Source organism: Paenibacillus sp. 2TAB26 (assembly GCF_052115145.1).
Taxonomy (GTDB): Bacteria; Bacillota; Bacilli; order Paenibacillales; family Paenibacillaceae; genus Pristimantibacillus.
Genome location: NZ_JBFRGC010000012.1, coordinates 33,077 through 51,295, shown reverse-complemented (window position 1 = coordinate 51,295; position 18,219 = coordinate 33,077). Strand labels below are relative to the sequence as shown.

15 protein-coding genes are annotated in these 18,219 nt (G+C 43.1%); 1 reads left to right on the top strand and 14 read right to left on the bottom strand.

Going from position 1 to position 18,219, the window contains the following annotated elements; genetic code table 11:
* Positions 1 to 15: 15 nt before the first annotated feature.
* The 12 genes from AB4Z50_RS15305 to AB4Z50_RS15250 form a co-directional block, all read right to left on the bottom strand.
* The gene (locus AB4Z50_RS15305) at positions 16 to 1,677 is read right to left on the bottom strand and encodes a DUF4091 domain-containing protein (RefSeq protein ID WP_441880305.1); all 1,662 of its coding nucleotides are present in this window, start codon (positions 1,675 to 1,677) and stop codon (positions 16 to 18) included.
* A 15-nt stretch (positions 1,678 to 1,692) separates the two neighbouring features.
* On the bottom strand, positions 1,693 to 2,955 hold the full coding sequence (locus tag AB4Z50_RS15300; protein ID WP_441880303.1) for a Gfo/Idh/MocA family protein: 1,263 nt from the start codon (positions 2,953 to 2,955) through the stop codon (positions 1,693 to 1,695).
* A gap of 31 nt (positions 2,956 to 2,986) precedes the next feature.
* The gene (locus AB4Z50_RS15295) at positions 2,987 to 3,874 is read right to left on the bottom strand and encodes a carbohydrate ABC transporter permease (RefSeq protein WP_430060443.1); all 888 of its coding nucleotides are present in this window, start codon (positions 3,872 to 3,874) and stop codon (positions 2,987 to 2,989) included.
* Between the two features lie 18 nt (positions 3,875 to 3,892).
* Positions 3,893 to 4,783 carry an ABC transporter permease gene (locus AB4Z50_RS15290; RefSeq protein WP_441880301.1) on the bottom strand — a complete coding sequence of 297 codons (891 nt, stop codon included), beginning with the start codon at positions 4,781 to 4,783 and terminating at the stop codon, positions 3,893 to 3,895.
* A gap of 90 nt (positions 4,784 to 4,873) precedes the next feature.
* Complete coding sequence (locus AB4Z50_RS15285) at positions 4,874 to 6,601, bottom strand: extracellular solute-binding protein (protein ID WP_441880299.1); 1,728 nt, start codon at positions 6,599 to 6,601, stop codon at positions 4,874 to 4,876.
* A gap of 116 nt (positions 6,602 to 6,717) precedes the next feature.
* Positions 6,718 to 8,052, bottom strand: coding sequence for a response regulator transcription factor (locus tag AB4Z50_RS15280; RefSeq protein ID WP_441880297.1), 1,335 nt, complete (start codon positions 8,050 to 8,052; stop codon positions 6,718 to 6,720).
* Complete coding sequence (locus AB4Z50_RS15275; protein ID WP_441880295.1) at positions 8,052 to 9,794, bottom strand: sensor histidine kinase; 1,743 nt, start codon at positions 9,792 to 9,794, stop codon at positions 8,052 to 8,054. The genes AB4Z50_RS15280 and AB4Z50_RS15275 overlap by 1 nt, the downstream gene beginning before the upstream one ends.
* Before the next feature lie 409 nt (positions 9,795 to 10,203).
* Complete coding sequence (locus tag AB4Z50_RS15270; protein WP_441880293.1) at positions 10,204 to 11,436, bottom strand: aminopeptidase; 1,233 nt, start codon at positions 11,434 to 11,436, stop codon at positions 10,204 to 10,206.
* A 17-nt stretch (positions 11,437 to 11,453) separates the two neighbouring features.
* Complete coding sequence (locus AB4Z50_RS15265) at positions 11,454 to 11,969, bottom strand: GNAT family N-acetyltransferase (protein ID WP_441880291.1); 516 nt, start codon at positions 11,967 to 11,969, stop codon at positions 11,454 to 11,456.
* Between the two features lie 137 nt (positions 11,970 to 12,106).
* The gene (locus AB4Z50_RS15260; protein WP_339204343.1) at positions 12,107 to 12,496 is read right to left on the bottom strand and encodes a MerR family transcriptional regulator; all 390 of its coding nucleotides are present in this window, start codon (positions 12,494 to 12,496) and stop codon (positions 12,107 to 12,109) included.
* Positions 12,497 to 12,580: 84 nt separating this feature from the next.
* On the bottom strand, positions 12,581 to 13,567 hold the full coding sequence (locus AB4Z50_RS15255; protein ID WP_441880289.1) for an aldo/keto reductase: 987 nt from the start codon (positions 13,565 to 13,567) through the stop codon (positions 12,581 to 12,583).
* Positions 13,568 to 13,848: 281 nt separating this feature from the next.
* Positions 13,849 to 14,328 carry an Lrp/AsnC family transcriptional regulator gene (locus AB4Z50_RS15250; protein ID WP_339209727.1) on the bottom strand — a complete coding sequence of 160 codons (480 nt, stop codon included), beginning with the start codon at positions 14,326 to 14,328 and terminating at the stop codon, positions 13,849 to 13,851.
* A gap of 119 nt (positions 14,329 to 14,447) precedes the next feature.
* Here AB4Z50_RS15250 and AB4Z50_RS15245 point away from each other — a divergent pair, with 119 nt between their 5' ends.
* A complete protein-coding gene (locus tag AB4Z50_RS15245; protein ID WP_441880287.1) occupies positions 14,448 to 15,500 on the top strand; it encodes an oxidoreductase in 1,053 nt (350 codons plus the stop codon).
* A 196-nt stretch (positions 15,501 to 15,696) separates the two neighbouring features.
* Here AB4Z50_RS15245 and AB4Z50_RS15240 read toward each other — a convergent pair whose 3' ends face one another.
* Together AB4Z50_RS15240 and AB4Z50_RS15235 are read right to left on the bottom strand one after the other, a co-directional pair.
* Positions 15,697 to 16,905 carry an MFS transporter gene (locus AB4Z50_RS15240; RefSeq protein ID WP_441880286.1) on the bottom strand — a complete coding sequence of 403 codons (1,209 nt, stop codon included), beginning with the start codon at positions 16,903 to 16,905 and terminating at the stop codon, positions 15,697 to 15,699.
* A 35-nt stretch (positions 16,906 to 16,940) separates the two neighbouring features.
* Positions 16,941 to 18,110: a serine hydrolase domain-containing protein gene (locus AB4Z50_RS15235; protein ID WP_441880284.1), complete on the bottom strand. Its 1,170-nt coding sequence runs from the start codon at positions 18,108 to 18,110 to the stop codon at positions 16,941 to 16,943.
* Positions 18,111 to 18,219 lie beyond the last annotated feature (109 nt).

Genomic DNA, 18,219 nt, shown 5'->3' with positions numbered 1-18,219 from the left:
TAGTTAAATCATTAATTAAGCATAATGACTCGCTATAGCCTGATTGATTCTCTCTCTTGTCGCTAACAGCCATTCCCCACTGCCCTTTGGATAAACAGAGAACGTCAATGGTTCTTGCAAACCCTCTTCCAACAGCTTTATCGTCTGTTCTTTGCCAATCTTCTGCTCTAGCAGCTCGAGTGCGCGCAAGTCTTGCATCGCCTCATAGAGAACTTCCAAGCGAATAGACTCGATTGGCCCCTCTTCGCCAGGATAAACCAAGAAGGAATCTCCCGAAGGAAACGCAAGCTTTGCATCCGTTGACCGATAGGGATCCAGCTTCTGATCGATGGAGTACTGCGAATACCAGAAATTAAAACCCCAATGCAGAAAGCCCTTCAATCCAAACTTATACAACTGAAGCCCAATAACCCGGTTTCTAGAGGAAGGCATGTTAAAAAAACGATTGGACACTTCTTGATGCTGCGCACAGCAATAATAGGTCCATAAATCCGGAACGCCATGCTCCAGAAACGGTTCGATATGATTGTTCCCCGGAATCGGTCTTTGCACTAGACCCCGCTCATACATATCCAAATCAGACAGCGCGTCCATAATAGGATAATCAGACAAATGCTTACGCACGATCTGGCTTGCAGCCTGATAGGATTCCAATTGACTGAGGTCCGGCTCATCCGAAATATGGAACCAGCTTTGCTGATCCAGTCCATTTTCTTTCAAGTAGCGATCAAGACTCGGCAGGAATTGATCCAAGAAGCTGCGATAAGCTTCAGAGGATGCATCCGTCTCCCAGCCGAATAGTTTTCTCTCTTCTCCTTGTACCGTTCCCATAATTTTCGGAGCGCATTTTGCTCCCCATTGCGTAAACAAGTGTGAAAACTCAAAGTACTTCACGTCCAGCTTCTTGCACATCGTTACCCACCGCGTAAGCTGATCAAAGCCAAATGTATAAGTATCTCCCTCCACATCAACTTTCACCAGTTGGACAGTTGGACGTTCTCCTCCAACAAGGGTATCGAGCGGCGGCGTAAAGAGTGGCGTCAATACCATGTTCATGCCGTGCTTGACCATCGCGTCCACATAACGTTCCAGAAGCGTCCAATGCGCTTCACTAAAGACTTCGACACCGTACTGCGTTGCAATACAATCCACATGAAACCATTCCGTGTGAATTAACTGCTGCGCGGGCAATGCAGCAGGGATGACTGTCAATTGAAATGTATCGGATACCGCTAAGGACTCCCCTTCCTCTGATTGGAAGGAGAATTGAATGGAATGAACACCCGCAGCGACAGATTCATCAAGCTCCACGCTCACCCAAATGGAACGCCACTGCTCAGGTACCGCATTAATGGATTGTTGATTCAGCTCATATAATGGATCTGGATATAGTCCCGGTGTCGTGCGCAGGACGTTATCATCAGGATTTGTGAAACAAGGCATCTCCGAAGGAGCCAGCCCAACAGACCTAATTAAAATACGGTCTGCAAGGTCGGATTCGATGTTTACATTTATATTTTTTAAGAGAGTATCTGAGGTGTATGCGACTTGGAAGGAATAGGTTTCGCCGAAAAGCGCAGAAGCGCTTTGAAAGGCTTGTTCGGTTGGCGTCTCATCTGCGAATACTTTTGCCAACGAGCTTAGTAGTTTCGACTCAAATTGAACTGGATTATTCATACATCTTGCACCTCTTTAAATTAGAATGCTTTCTGCAAAATCTTTGAGATTGATGCTGTTTCCATCCACTCTTGATTGCTCCGCCGCGAAGGCCATTAAATGGCTTTGAACGGATTGACTTGCCGAGGTAATCCCCTCACTCTTGCCATCTTCTCTTACCAGCTTTAAGAAATCCTTGAGTAAACCCATATCACCGCCGCCGTGGCCAACATGACCTCCCATATCTTCAAATGAGATTCGCTCAATCTTGCCGCTGCCAAAATGGATCACTTCAATTTCATTTTTCTCCATGGCGCCGCGGATTTCACCTTTGGTTCCCATAAGCTTGATTGTGCGGCTAACATCTCTAGTAAATGCGCTCATCGTAAATGCTGCTGTGACGGAATTCGCAAACTCCAAATTCACAACCTGGTGGTCAACAACATCGTTGTCACAATGATAGACGCATCTGCCGTAAGGTCCTTCCTCAAGCGCCTTATAACGCGCACTATAGCTCAGATCATTACTAATTGCCGAAGTTGGCCAATTCGTATCCTCTGTTAAATAGTAATTAGGCGCGTAGTAGAGACATTCGTCTGCCACTGGACACCCGTCTAAGCAGCGTAACGGCGCTCCTGCCGGCGCTTGATCGGCTGTAAAATGTGAGAGTGATCCGAAGGAGGATACACGAACACATTCCGAACCAGCCAACCAGAGCAAAATGTCCAGATCATGACAGGACTTCGCTAGAATCATTGGACTAGAATCCTCTTTCCGGCTCCAATTTCCTCTTACGAAGCTATGCGCTTGATGCCAGAACCCTACATTTTCATTATGCGTGATAGACATTAATTTACCAATTGTTTCTTTTTCTAATAATTCTTTAATGGTAGAGAAGAAATTCGTATAACGAAGCACATGACATATCGAAAACACTCGATTTAACTGAGACGCCTTTTCTCCCATAAGCAAACATTCTTTGGCATCGGGAGACATCGGCTTCTCAAGCAGCACATGATAACCTGCCTCAAGTGCTTTCATTGTCGGATCAAAATGCTGTTTATCTTGCGTGCAGATGAGTACGGCATCGGCTAGTTTTGGCATAGCGAAAAAATCATCCCAGTTCTCAAAACACATATTATCTGCAATGTTATGTCTAGCTTGGAAGCTCTCCCTGCGCTCTGCAACCGGCTCTGCAACAGCTACAACTTGCAGCTCATTGGGATGAGCAAGAGCATACTCCAAATAGTTGACACCCCGCAAGCCCGCTCCAATTATGGCAACCGTTACTTTTTTCATAATTAATCTCTCCTCGATGTTGTAAGTCTATCTATTCCTTGACGCTTCCTACGGTCATGCCTTTAACAAAATACTTTTGCAAAAACGGATATACGAGCATAATGGGCAAAGCACCCATAAAGATTTGCGCATTTCGAAGTGTCTTCTCGCTTAAGTTGTCCATCACTTTAAGCTGCTCAATAGACATGGAAGACATTTGGGCATTAATCGACATAATTAATGTAGACAGATACGTTTGCAATGGATACTTTTCTGGTGAATTCAAGTAAAGAATGCCATCAAACCAAGAGTTCCAATGCCCAACAATCGTGAACAAGCCAATCGTTGCGATCGATGGAAGCGATACAGGCAAATAAATTTGCCAAAGCACACGCCAGTGTCCCGCACCGTCAATTGTCGCTGCCTCATCCAGTTCTCTCGGAATGGATCTGAAGAAATTCAACATGAGCACCATATTCCATACATTCAAAGCACCCGGCAAAACGAGCGCCCAAATCGAATCGATGATGCCTGTATCTTTGACAATGATATACGTAGGAATCAATCCGCCGCCGAAAAACATCGTTATCGCAAAGAACCATACATAAGGGGTTCTAAATTTAAACTGATGATTAGATTTCGCAAGCGGAAAAGCCGTAATAAATACAAGCAGCATATTAACAGCCGTCCCAAGCACGACCCGCTGTACGGATACCCATAATGATCGGAAGAACTCAACCTTCTCTCCCAAGTATTGATAGGCATCCAAGGAGAAGCCGACAGGCCAAAGCTTAACTTCTCCTGCCATCGCAGCCGTATTCGAGCTAAGTGAGATGGAGAGTAAATGAATAAACGGGATAATACCAAGCAGCGTGATAGCTGTTAACAACAACGTATTGAAGACGACAAAAAGCTTTCTACTGATTGATGGTTTGTGTATCACTGTATTACCTCCGTTCTAGAATATTCTGTAGTTGTTAAGTTTATAAGCCGCATAGTAGGTAATGGATACTAACCCTAATGAAATGACCGATTTAAAGAGGCCGATTGCCGCTGCCGGTCCGAATTGCTGGCTGAACATCCCTAGTCGATAAACGAATGTATCAATGATATCTGCACCTTCATAAACGGTCGGGTTATACATAATTAGAATTTGTTCGAAGCCAGCATTTAGAATTCCGCCTAAGCTTAATACGCCTAGCAAAATGAGTATGGGGGAAATGCCTGGAAGCGTAATGTACATCACTTGCTTCCACTTGCCTGCTCCATCAACCTCTGCTGCTTCATATAGCGTTGCATTGATGCCTACAATTGCAGCGAGCATAACAATCATATTGTAGCCCATGCCTTTCCACACATCTGATCCAATGACAATGCCTCTGAACCAGTCATTGTCGAGCATAAACATAATCGGCTGAAATCCCATTTCGGATAACAAGCCATTAACAGGTCCGCTCAGCGAGAACAATTCAATGACGACTCCGCCAAGCACGGTCCATGACAGAAAGAACGGAAGGAAGATGGCAGATTGAATGAAACCTGAGAACCATTTTCTTGTCACTTCATTTAGCAATAACGCAAGAATAAGAGGAACAAGCAAAAACAAGATCATTTTGAAAATCGCAATAATGATCGTATTCCAAAGCACTTGACCAAAATCCGGCAGCGCAAATACGTAACGGAAATTGTCAAAGCCTACGAATTCAGATTTAAAAAAACCGGATAATGGTTCAAATTGTTGAAAAGCCATCACAAGGCCAGCCATAGGACCGTATGCATAGATCAAAGTAGCGATAACACCGGGCAGTAACATCAAATGTAGTACATATTCTTTTTTCAGCGTTCTCATAGATGACCCTCCTAACCAGCTGCTAATTTTAAAGCGGGAGGAGTTGTCGACTCCTCGACTCGTCTCTCCCGCTTTTGATTGATTTAAGATTTAATTTTCCGCTTGCTCGCCGTACCATGCATTAACTTCTGCTGTAATATCATCGCCGCCTAGCGATTTCCAGCTTGCAACGAACTTATCAAATTCATCAATGGAAGYGCCCATAATGATCTTTGTAAAGGATTCCTGCATAAGCTTATCAAGCTGAGCACCTTTTTCTACTTGTGTTTTTGTAGGAAGGCCATAGAATTCATTGTTTACAAACGCTCCGCTTTCTTTAATTTTACGCGTCGTTCCCCAGCCGCCATCTTTTGCTGCACGGCTGTAATATTGACCCCAATTGACGCCTTTGGAAGCATCTTTTGTATTGCCTGCGAGGAAATCGGTTCCTGCTTTGAATACGTCCGCCACGTTCTTGTAGTTCTCATCATCCAGCGTAATTTCAGTTTGTTTAGCGTCGAGTGCTTTGTTTACTTCTGTATAGATGGTTTCAATTTGAGCCGGGTTGTAGATACGTGGATTAAACCAGTTGTATACATAACCATTCTCGGCTTTGTTTTTCTCTAAATATTGTTTGTTACCCATTTCGATATAGAAGTTGATCATTTTAATAGCAGCTTCTGGATTTTTCGCTTTTTTGTTTACAGCGAAAACCTTGCCAGCGCGAATTTTCGGAACGAGTGATTTTGCTGGACCGTCCAGCCCTGGAATTTGAACAGCAATCCATTCAGCCTTCGGATCTTTGTCAATATTTAAATTAAGCGGCCAGTTCGGGTACCACCATTCTCCGTAGGAAATACCTACCTTGCCCGAAGTAAGATCTTCTACTGCTTTGTTCTCATCCTTCAGCGCAAACTCCTTATTGAGAATGCCATTTTGGTACCAAGACTGCAGCTTGCTAAGTGCCGTCTTCACCTCAGGTTGAATAAGGCCCGGTATTAGTTTATCTTCACCATTTTTGATCCAAGCCGTCTGAGCATCACCAATGGATGGGTAAGCTCCGAATCCGTTAAACAATCCTCTTACATCAAAGCCCCAGAAAAACAATGTTTTTTGCAATGAAATACCATAAGTATCATTTTGCTTGTTTTGATCTGGATCGTTTTTCACAAATGCTTCTGCAACCTTCTCCAGCTCATCGATTGTCGTAGGCGCTTGCAAGTTCAAATTATCCAGCCAATCCTTCCGAATCCAAAGCAGCTGCGTGGATAGGAATGGATCTTCAAAAGCTGGAATGGCCAGCTGTTTGCCGTCTGCGTTATAAGTCTTCATTGCAAAGCCGCCATCAGACTCCATATATTTCTTAAGTGTAGGAGATGCATATTGCTCATATGCTTCTGTCAGATCAGCGAGCATATCTTGCTTTTTCAGCTTTTCGAAGTTTTTCGGGTCCAGCTCCAAAATATCAGGCAGGTCGCCCGATGCCATCGCAAGTGAGAACTTTTGTTCAAATTGGCTGGAAGGCACGGTCCATTTATATTTCACTTCGATGTTCATCATCTCTTTTAAATCTTTAAAGTAAGCATTTTGATCTGGAGTAATTCCTTTTGGCGTTCTTGAATCCTCAGGTGGATTAAATCCAAGCACTTCTGTAACCGTAACCGGTTCAGCGTATTTACCGAATGGATCTGGCGGAGTGGCTTCAGTCTGGTTGTTCTCTGTTGACGGTTTAGATGTGGATGTGTTTCCTTTGTCATTTCCTTGGCTGGAGCATGCTGTAATGGCTGAAGCAGACAGCGATAACAACAAAATCATCTTCATTGTCTTATAATTTTTCATATGGAACACTTCCCCCTTTTGATAATGTTAGTAGCCCTGATCCCTGTGTTTATTATATTTCGAGAGGGAAAGCGGTTTCAATTTCACTTTTTTTACATCGCTTTTGAATTTTTTACTTATTGCGAATTTCGATACTCTTGAGGTGAAAGACCCGTCATTTTTTTGAAAAAAGTCGTAAAATACGAAGCCGAGTCAAAACCCGCCTTACTCGCAATTTCATTTAATTTCAAGGAAGTATTCATCATCAGATCGATGGCAACGGTCATTTTTGTAGATTGAATGTACTCTAATAGATTATGCCCTGTGATCTGCTTGTAATAGCGAGACAAATAGGATGGATTAAAATGAACCTCGTCCGCAATAGCCGTTAGAGACACATCCTTGGACAGATTGTTATGAACATATTGATGAATTTGTTCGATAAGCAATTGTTTAAATTCTTCTTGCTTCATCTCTCCGCTCATATCGGATTCACAAGCATTCGATTTCTCGTAATCAACAATAACCATTTTTTGGCCAAATGCCGCTCTTTTCTGAATCATTGCACGAACAGCTTCCACTTGGAGATGGAGCGTATCCCACTTTCCTAACAAATTCCCAGAAATGCCAAATGAAACCGAAGCCGAGAGAACCTCAACACATTCATTTTGTACAAGCTCAAGAATGCCTTTCATATAGGATGCGATGCCTTGCTCCTTCGTATTCTCATCTGGCTGATTCCCTCGAAAACGTCCCAATAATTCCTCATCCGCTTGAAGAATCCATAGAAGTGAGCTGCCATTGTAGATAGCTTTCTCTCTAGCTATGGAAGCCGGCAAATGATTGTCAAAAATCCGTTGCACCGATTCCAGCACCTTTAAATTTTCAACCTCAAGCCGATCCACTTGCCCTACCAGGAAGAATGCGGGGCGCTCAGCAGCAATGCCAAATTCCACTTCTGCATAAATGGACTCGGTCAATAGAGAAGGAAGCGGCTCTCCGCCAAGCATGGCGTCCATCATTTCTTTTTTGAGATAAGGCTCGGCGATTTGAATATGTCTTTGCGCCTTCTCCTGCTGCAGCTTAACGCTTTTCTCTTCTTCCAGCTTACCTATTACCTCTTTTACCGCTTGGAAAATAGGCTCAATGCCTTCTGTTTTCAAAATATAGTTTTCTACGTTTTTCTTTAACGCTTCGTATACGTAATCAAATTCGCTATACCCTGTAAGAAAAATGACTCGGCATGCGGGCCAATAATATACCATCTCATCCACCAATTGCAGGCCATTCTTCTGAGGCATACGAATGTCGCTGATCAAAATATCCAGTTTCGTTTTTTTTGCTATTTCAAGCGCTTCACCAGAGGAATAGGCTTTGCATATATCTAGCTCAAAGTCTTTGTTTCCCTGAAAAAGCTGCACTAGCCCATTCACAATGACAGGCTCGTCATCTACGATTAACAATCGGTACATTATTGTGCCCCCTTATTCTCAAGATGTATGATAAGCTCCACTTTTAATCCGCCGTATTGGCTTCGGGAGACAAATAAGCCGCTGTCCGCTCCATAAATTAATTTTAGCCGATTGCTGACGTTAATTAATCCCGTTTTCTCAATCTGTTTCGTTTTGACTGCAAGCTGCTCCTGCAACTGCTCAATTTTATCATCTGTTAATAAACTGCCGTTGTCCTCTACGGTGATGCGTACGATATCATCCTGATAGCTGGCTCCAATATAGACAACTCCGTTCATCGTACCATCTTCAAAGGCATGATCAAATACATTCTCTACGATCGGCTGAATGATAAGTCTTGGAACGTAAACGGTATGCAATTGATCTGAAATCTCCGTGTATTCATAAGAAATGCGGTTGGAAAAGCGAATACATTGAATCTCACAATAATCGAGCGCATGCTGAAATTCTTTGTTAAGCAGCACTTCATCAGAACCGCTTCTTGTAATGTATTGATAATAGCTTCCCAGCTTTTGGGAGAGCTCCGCCGCACTATCCGAATCGCCTACCTTACACATCATATAAATGTTAAAAAAGCTGTTGTATAAAAAATGAGGGTTAATTTGAGATTGCAGCTGCTTTAATTCCGAGTGCTGCAGCGCTATCTTTTGTTCATAGTTTTCCTTTATGGAAACCTTCAAGCGATGTGCCATCCGATTAAAGCTTTGAAATAAATAATGAAATTCATCCTTTGTCTTGGATTCGATCACTAAGTTCAGATTATCTGTTTCTATCATACGAAACGCCTTGCCTAGATTGGACAATGGGCGATGGATCATGACGTTTACAGAGAATGAATAAAGCAAAAGAATGATAATGGTAATGCTGAACAGCAGATAATACAGCGTATAAAACTGGCTTAATGATCTAGTGATCTCGTTCTGATTCACATACATAATTAATGACAGATTTAAAGAGCTTACAAAATTATGGATAACAAAATAACGGATGCCGTTTACCTTCTCCATTTTGGACATATTGTCATCTTGCTCATTAGGTAATTTAACCAGCTGTTGCTGTACAATAATAGCTTGCGCATCTTGCGTAGTCGCAAACACACTCCCCAAACCCTCGCTCCCAAGCAAAACCTCTGACTCCTGATAGAGGGTAGTAATGGTATGCAGCTCTTCGAGCAGCTTCACTTTAGAAATTTCGATATACGACCATATGCCATCATTATTTGCCGTCTCAATAAAGAAGATCCGATCACCATCCAGGTAAAAAGAGGGCTTGATTGCAACGCCTATAAGCTTAGAAATAAGCTCGTATTCATCATTTGGCGTGTTGGTAACCCCATTCGAAATCGAGATGGTTTTCCCCTCTGAAGCAATATAAACGCCTGCATTAAGTACGTATTCACTCGAATTCATTAGAAAGCTCAATCGATCCTTCACCTGCTCAATGAGTCTAACCTCATCATATTTCCCGAGGCTTCCTCCCCTGAAGCTTAGCTTTTGCAAATCTTCACCGTTAATAAAGCCTAATTGCTGATTGCGAATAAAATACATTTCCTTGTCCAGCTGCTTCGCATAAAAAGAAGCTCCCGCTTCGGCGGAATCCAGCATTGTATTTTTCGAAAACGACATGCCCTTGTAATTGACCCAAATATTCATCGAAATGAGGGGAACAAGAAACACGATAAATACGATGACAATTTTCTGATAGACGAACCACTTCGCTTTGCCGGCAGCCTGCAATTTCATAGGATATCCCCTTCTTCACCATCTAGGAAAACTTCTCGATGCTAATTAATATAACCAGAATAACAGAGACTCGGATCAGATTGTTCAACTTCTTAACGGAGGGCTTTTGCCGTTAACATTCATAAAGGAATCATACCAAGATTTTATTTAGACGCAATAGATAGTTCAACCATGCCAGTCACCTTTGAATTTAAATCCTAGAGTTCACGCCAATTTTGGCGTACAACAAATAAAAACCCGACCTCTTATGGTCGGGTTTTTCTATGGTAGAGGCGCGGGCTGCTGGTTCTCCTTATTCTAAATTAACACTCTAATTAACAAAAAAAGGTTAGCACATCAATTGATATGCTAACCTTTCTCTATAGCGCTTCAAGAGCACACGACTCAGTAACTTTTCCATAATTTACATTTAATAAGCCCAATTCCCTTGACGAAAGACAGGCTCGATTGTGCCGTCAGGCAGTTCTCCATCAATATCGAGATCGGCGCAACCAATCATGAAGTCAACATGTGTAAGACTTACGTTAGCGCCTCGCTCCAGTAGTTCCTCTTTGGAGAGCTTCGTTCCACCTTCCAGGTTGACAGGATAAGCACTTCCCAGTGCAAAATGACAGGAAGCATTCTCGTCAATGCCTGTATTATAAAATACTCTATTCAAGTTCGATATTGGGGAATCATGTGGCACTAATGCCATCTCTCCGAGATAGGATGCACCTTCATCCGTTTCGAGCAATGAAGTTAAATGTTCAAGTCCCGATTCGGCATCATAAGCAACCACTTTGCCGTCTTTGAACGTAAACGTGATTCCTTCAACTAACCTGCCGTTCAAATTGAGAGGCAATGTGCTTTTTACCGTGCCGTTCACACCGGTACGATGAGGCATGGTGTACACTTCTTCAGTTGGCATATTCGCAACAAAATAAACACATTTCTCATTTTCCCCGCCGCCGCCACGCCAAATATGTCCTTCAGGCAGTTGTACTCGCAGGTCCGTTCCCGGCGCGCGATAATGCAGACTCTTATAGCGTTTCGCATTAAGAAGATCCTGGCTTGTTTTCAAATGATTAATATGCTCACGCCAAGCGGCAATAGGATCATCTGTATTTACTCGCACCATGTGGAAAATTGCTTCCCACATCGCATCCACGCGCTGCTCCTCCGGAAGATCGGCATACACTTTATCCGCCCATGCGCGAGTTGGCGCCTTGATCAGCGACCAGCTAATTTTGCTGTTGCGCGTATACTTTGAATATTCTTCTCGCGCGACAGCCGCGGACTTGACCGCAGCCGATACTTTTGCAGAATCGATGCCGCGAAACAGCTCTGGATTAGGCACTTTAATATGCAGTATAGCTCCGCCTTCTTCAGCAAAATGCACCATACTGTCAGCAAGCCACTGTGGATAATAATCGAAGGAATCATCTGATGCCTTCTCATACCGAACGCGAGTAATGGCATCGTCATCCCACTCTACAATGACGTATTTGGCTCCTGCCTCATAAGCTTTTGCTACAATTAATCGCGTTAGTTCAGCCGTTTCAATCGGGGCATGTACAATAAGCACTTGCCCCACTTGGACGTTCACACCAACCTTAACGACTAATTCAGCATATTTGTTCAACATTAACTCAAACTTCTCCATTCATCAGTACCCCCTTGTTACTCGACTTTTTCCAATCCAATTTCTTTTTCCATTATAAAATCATCCATTACAAAACCATTTCCTATATCAGCCACCTGAGTACGAACTGATTTAAACCCTTTTTTCTCATACACAGCAATCGTTGTATCATTGTAACGATTTACCGTGAGCCATATCATACCTAACCCTCGATCTTTACATATCTCTTCCAAGAACGCCATAGCCTGACTTGCATAACCTTTTCCGCGATGCTCTTTGCGTATATAAAACTTGCTTAAAAACAACTTGTCTTCTTCTTGTTTTATCCCCAAGTAGCCGATATTATGGCCATGTATATTCATGAAAAAATATTCATAACCTTGATTTTCAATTTGATTCGTAATCGCATGATCCGATTGGAATTTATCCACCATATAATCAATTTGTTCTTTTGTTATAATGCTTACAAAATATTCATTCCAAATTTCCGATGCCAATTGCGCTAAAGCCGAGACTTCTTCCACTGTCTCTACTTTTGGAAAATCGAGCTCCATAACGTTTACAAACCACCTTTTCAAATGCAAGTCATAATTAATAAATTATCACATTCATCTGAATTTTTCTATTAACCGAATATTTATGTGAAGCCCTACATGAATCAATGTCAATAAAACGAGGGGGATTCGATGGACTATTGCGTCTTAGATCTACTTAGCATTTTTTCTTTTTTTAATATTGTCTGTTCATATCTTGCAATTTTATCATCCATGCGTTCTAATCCTTTTTTCATCTCTTCCATTTTTTTGGCTAGCAGTTTATGCTGCTCGATTAAAAGCTCTTTCCTAGCCCCGATGGTTTCATCACCCTGTTGATACAACGCAACATATTCAATCAAAATCTCAATAGGAAGACCTACACCACGCATGCATTTGATATATTCAACCCATCTGCAGTCTTCCTCCGTATAATCCCTGATTCCGCTTTTATTGCGATTCACCCGTGGAATAAGCCCGACCCGTTCATAATAGCGGAGCGTGTCCGGTGATAAATCAAATTTCGCACTTGCCTCAGCTATCAACATGCAGATTTCACTCCCTAATTTAAGATCAAGAACGCCCGAAAAAATCAATCGGGCGTTCTTGTTGTTCCTTATATTAAACACTCATTACATCGTAATAGGCCCAACGACTGGATGTGGAACATACGGCTCTTCCAGCGATGCAATTTCTTCTGGTGATAGCTTAATGGAAACTGCAGCTGCTGCATCTTCGAGATGCGACATTTTTGTAGCGCCAATAATTGGTGCGGTTACTGGTTCTTTATGTAGTACCCAGGCTAACGCGATCTGAGCACGGGGAACGCCATGTTTTTCGGCAATGGCTGCAACCCGCTCTACAATTAATCGGTCAGTATTTGCAGTCGCATCGTATTTAGATTTTTGAACTTGATCGGTTTCGAAACGATGCGTTGTTTCTGACCAATCACGTGTCAATCTTCCTGATGCGAGCGGGCTGTAAGGAATGACGCCAATTTTTTCTTCCTTACAAAGCGGCAGCATTTCTCTCTCTTCTTCACGGTAGATGAGGTTTAAATGATTTTGCATCGATACAAACCGAGTCCATCCATTTTTTTCAGCTACATGCAATGCCTTTAGGAACTGCCATGCGTACATGGCTGAAGCGCCAATGTATCTTGCCTTTCCAGCCTTCACAACATCATGTAATGCTTCCATCGTTTCTTCAATGGGTGTATGGTAATCCCAGCGATGAATTTGATAAAGGTCTACATAATCCGTTCCGAGTCGCTTAAGGCTCTTATCTATTTCACTCATGATTGCCTTTCGAGAAAGACCAGCACCGTTTGGGCCTTGTTGCATCCGAAAATGAACCTTTGTCGCCAGAACAATTTCATCTCGATTGGCATAATCCTTTAACGCTTGACCCACAATTTCTTCGCTTGTTCCATCTGAATATACGTTCGCAGTATCAAAAAAGTTGATGCCTAAATCCAATGCTTTTTTTATGATTGGACGGCTGCTCGCTTCATCAAGTACCCAAGGATGCACCCACCGCTCCGCTACACCAAAGCTCATACAGCCAAGACAAAGCCGAGACACATCCAAGCCTGTATTACCGAGTTTCACATATTCCATTTAATCGTTCCTCACTTTCAAATAGATATTGTTTCCTTCAGTTGTAGTGTACTCCTTGGAGTTAACTCCAAGTCAAGCGATTGTGCACAATAATGCCCATATGACAGGCTACATCAGTAGATACTGCAGTTTCGGGAGCCTATAAAGCTTAAATTCACTGTGTTTGGCAACCGTAATGAATAATAAAATCGTATCTGATGTTTAGTGTGAACGCAAATTTATATTGGCATATTTAAAGCTAGTGTCAGGAATATATTCAAAATGAATATATGGGTTTCTATCTATTTATCCTGAATATTAGGAACAACCTTACTATGCTCAATAGGTGAGGAGAGGACGATTAAAGTTGTCGAGTCTCCAAACTTTCCCATTTCATTAATAACATTTTCCATGGAATGCAATGATTCGCTAATCACCTTAACCAAAAAATTGTACTGACCACTTATACGATGCATCTCAAGTACATCAAGCGAATTTTTGCAATGATCAACAAAACTTTCGCAGCTCTTCGTATGAAATAATAAGTAGGCAACAATCGATTTGTTCAATTTTTCAAGAGAAACAACAGCACGGTAATGATCAATAATGCCTTTTTCCTCCAACCTCCGCACTCTTTCTGTTACTGCTGGCTGCGACAATGCAACGGCTTTTCCTAACTCCGTCATTGAAATTCTTGCCTGATCTTGAAGAATCATAATAATGTTTTTATCCAGTTCATCGACCAAACTAGTCACTCCTTTAATTTCAATGTCAAATAACATTAATAAAATAATTTTAAAGGATATCATGATACAACACCTTTAATTTATTATGTAAAATAGAACGATTCCATTATAACATTAATGCATAATCAACTGTTAAGCACTGAGGAGGCATAAAGATGGAATCTAATAAATTGCTTGAACAAGTTACGATTGAAAATTGGACGCTTCAATCACGTGTAGTCATGGCGCCTATGACTCGTTCCTTTGCCGACAATAAGTCAGGTGTGGTTGGTCCAGATGTCGTAGAATATTACCGTAAACGGGCTGCTGATGGTATTGGTCTGATCATTACGGAGGGGATAAATCCAAGCCCAAGAGCCAAAGGAACCTATGGTATATCAGGGCTATACACCAACGAGCAGATCCAAGCATGGAAAAAGGTGACTGATGCTGTTCATTTGGAAGGTGGAACGATCGTGGCGCAGCTTTGGCATGTTGGCAGGCTGACCCATCATGAATTAACGGGAGGCCTTCCTCCTCAAGCTCCATCTAGCATTGCAGCAAATGGACTCGTGCATCGGTTACGCAAACCTTATGAGATGCCTGAGGCGATGTCTCAGGACGAAATTTCCGAAGTGATTGAACAGCATGCTGCTGCTGCGAGAAATGCGATAATTGCCGGTTTTGACGGGGTTGAAATCCATGCAGCCCATGGGTATTTAATCGATCAGTTTAATTCAGAGGTTACAAACACTCGGACGGACACCTATGGCGGGGACTTATCACAGCGTTTAACATTCATGAAAGAGCTGCTAACTTCCGTAGTGACAGAAATAGGGGCGCTAAGGACTATCGTTCGTTTTTCAGAAATAAAAGATGATATTCCGAATTATAGTTGGGATAATCCCGAACAAACAATGGCTGCTTATATACAAATTTTCAAGGCATTAGGCCTTAAGATTCTTCACCCCTCAACCAACCAGTTTACTAAGATATTCACCAAAGGAATGACATTTCATCAAGCTGTGCGCGAACATTGGAATGGTACAATAATCGGAGTAGGAAATTTAGATTATGAATCTGCTGCATCTGCTATAAAAGCCGGAACCATTGATCTAGCGGCTTTCGGGCGCCCGCTCCTTGCCAATCCTGATTTTGTTCAACGTCTGAAGGCCGGAACCAGCTTAACACCGTATGATGCTGCACTTCATCTAAAATATCTGCTTTAATACGTTACTAAGAAATCACGATAGCTTAAAAAATACAGACTAGAATATGCGTTTGCGATAAACAGCAATCCCCCCATCCTTAATCACCATAAAAAAACAGAAGCCGCCAGCTCATGTCTGACGGCTTTCTTCTCTGAAGCAAGTAACAACTTAAACTCGCATAAATCATTCAGCTGATTAAATTCATAATAAACACCTAATGCCTCTTTGAAGGGAATCCGTATTCTTTAGCACGCCACGCGACTAGTAGTGCAAGAACGATAAGAATAAGCAATGACAGCGGGAGAGAACCGACACCTACAGTTTCTATAAGAATAGCGCCCAACACGCCACCAACGCCGATGGCTAGGTTCCATGCCGTCACCAGCATAGACTGGGCCACATCTGCGCTCTCGCCAGCAGCTTCAGCCATGGTTGTCTGCAGCAATGTCGCCGCGCCTCCGAACGTCAGCCCCCATACAGCAACCACTAGGTAGATCACGATCGGTTGGTTATTACTAAAGGTTAATACGATGGATGCGATGGCGAAAGCAAGCAGGCTAATCAAAACGAGTGGCCGCAGTTTCCGGTCGATCAAAACACCGATGATCCAAATTCCAACAAGCGCTGTTATGCCGAAAATAAGCAGTACCAAGTCTACACGATGAGAGAGTCGAGCATGAGCAAGATACGGTGCAATATAGGTATACAAGATGTTATGTGCAAGCACCCAAGCAAGAACAACAAACAGTACCGGACGTACTCCTGACATACCAAATACCTTATATAACGAGAGTCTTTTACCTGGCGATTCTCCTGGATAGTCCGGTAATTTCCAAACCACCCAGACGACTAATATCAGAGCCATAAGTGACATAATCCCAAAGACAAAGCGCCAGCCTACGAGCGAACCAAGCCAAGTTCCTGCGGGGACACCAAGCGCCAGCGCTAGAGGTGTACCCACCATGGCCACTGCCATAGCTCTTCCCTTGAGTGATTCCGGCACCATACGGCGGGCATAACCTGCTATCATGCCCCATAAGACACCCGCAGAAACGCCCGCGAAAAACCGAGCGATCAGCGTCAGTGTATAGTTGGAAGAAAAAGTGGTAACTGTGTTAAAGACGAGAAAACCAAGAATGCACATAAGCAGCAACGGCCTTCTCCGCCAGCCGCGCGTCATGGTCGTTAGGGGAATCGCAGCCAGCAGTGAACCAAGGGCGTACAAGGTTACAAGCTGACCAGCAAAGGCTTCCGATACTCCAAGTCCATGACCTATTTGCAGCAGCAAGCCTGCTGGAATCGTTTCAGTTAGGATACAAATAAACCCCGTCATCGCAAGGGCGAGTAATCCAGCCCACGGGAGACGTTCTGAAGGAACTGCGCTGGAAGCACTCTGTGTAACAGAAGCTGGGTTTGAATTCATTATAAAAGTACCTCTCTTTTATTTATGTTCGATCTCTATTTATTAAGCCCGTCATAAACAGCATCGCAAAGGTCAACGGTAAACTGACCTGACATGCCTTCGAGTGCAGTATTGGTGAACGCCACCACACTTAGACGCTGATCAGGATCAACGAACCACGAATGACCATAGGTGCCACCCATGCGCCATGTACCAGTTGATTCAGAAGTGTTTGCTAACACTGGATCCTTAAGCACCGTAATGCCTAGGCCAAAGCCTCTCCCCGGCCAGAAATCCATTGGCAGATCACCAATCTGGTTTGTGGACATCTCATGAACAAGAGACTGTGGCAGCAGAGGAGCTCCGCCATTCCGTAATGTTTCCAGCAGCACCAAAAAATCGTCTGCACTTCCAATCATGCCAGCACCCCCAGAAGGATAAGCCGTATCATCAAGTGCCCGGCGCGGGGAAAGACGGAAGCCCGCTGTTCCTTCTAAGAAGGGAATGCTATCGTGCTCAAGCAAAGGCCGTGGTTCTGGAACTTCATTAGTATAAGCAGTAGTAAGACGTTCTGGGTCGATTGCAATAAAGCTAGTATCGCTCATACCAATTGGCTTTGTCACAAGTGAATGCACTGCTTCGCTTAACGGTGTTCCTGTAACCTTCTCAATTACTGCGCCCAGCACATCTGTCGCGATCGAATATTTCCACTTGGTGCCTGGCGTATAAAGGAGCGGTACAGAAGCTAAACGAATCAGGTTCTCTTCCAAACTGATGCCAGGCTGATCCATACCATCCGATACACCAGCTTGATGATAAGAACCATTTTCTTCTTGAAAGAACCGATAGGTCAGCCCAGCAGTGTGCGTCATCAAATGACGAACCGTTAATAGGGCAAGCTCACCATTTTGGAGACGTGGCTGAAAGTTTGGCAGCCAGTGATCAACACGGTCATTCAGCTTGAGTAGGCCTTGCCCAACTAATGCTAAGGCAGCTGTTGTAACGATAGGTTTGGTAACAGAAGCTAGCCGGAATAATGCATCTTCACGCATGAGCCGATTCATTTCACGATCGGCATAACCCGCAGCGCGGCTATAAACCACATCCCCGTCTATCGCCACTTTAATGACAGCACCGACCAACCGCTTATCAGCAAGCGTTCGATCGATGACCTCATCGATCCTACCTGCTAATCGTTCTGTACTAAACTTGTTTGTATGCAACATACTTAGATGCTCATCCTTTCGAAATAGTTAAAGCCTTATACACTTTACTATTGTAAGTATATTATATAAAATAAGTTATCGAGCTTACATAAGGGAACGAAGTTAGATT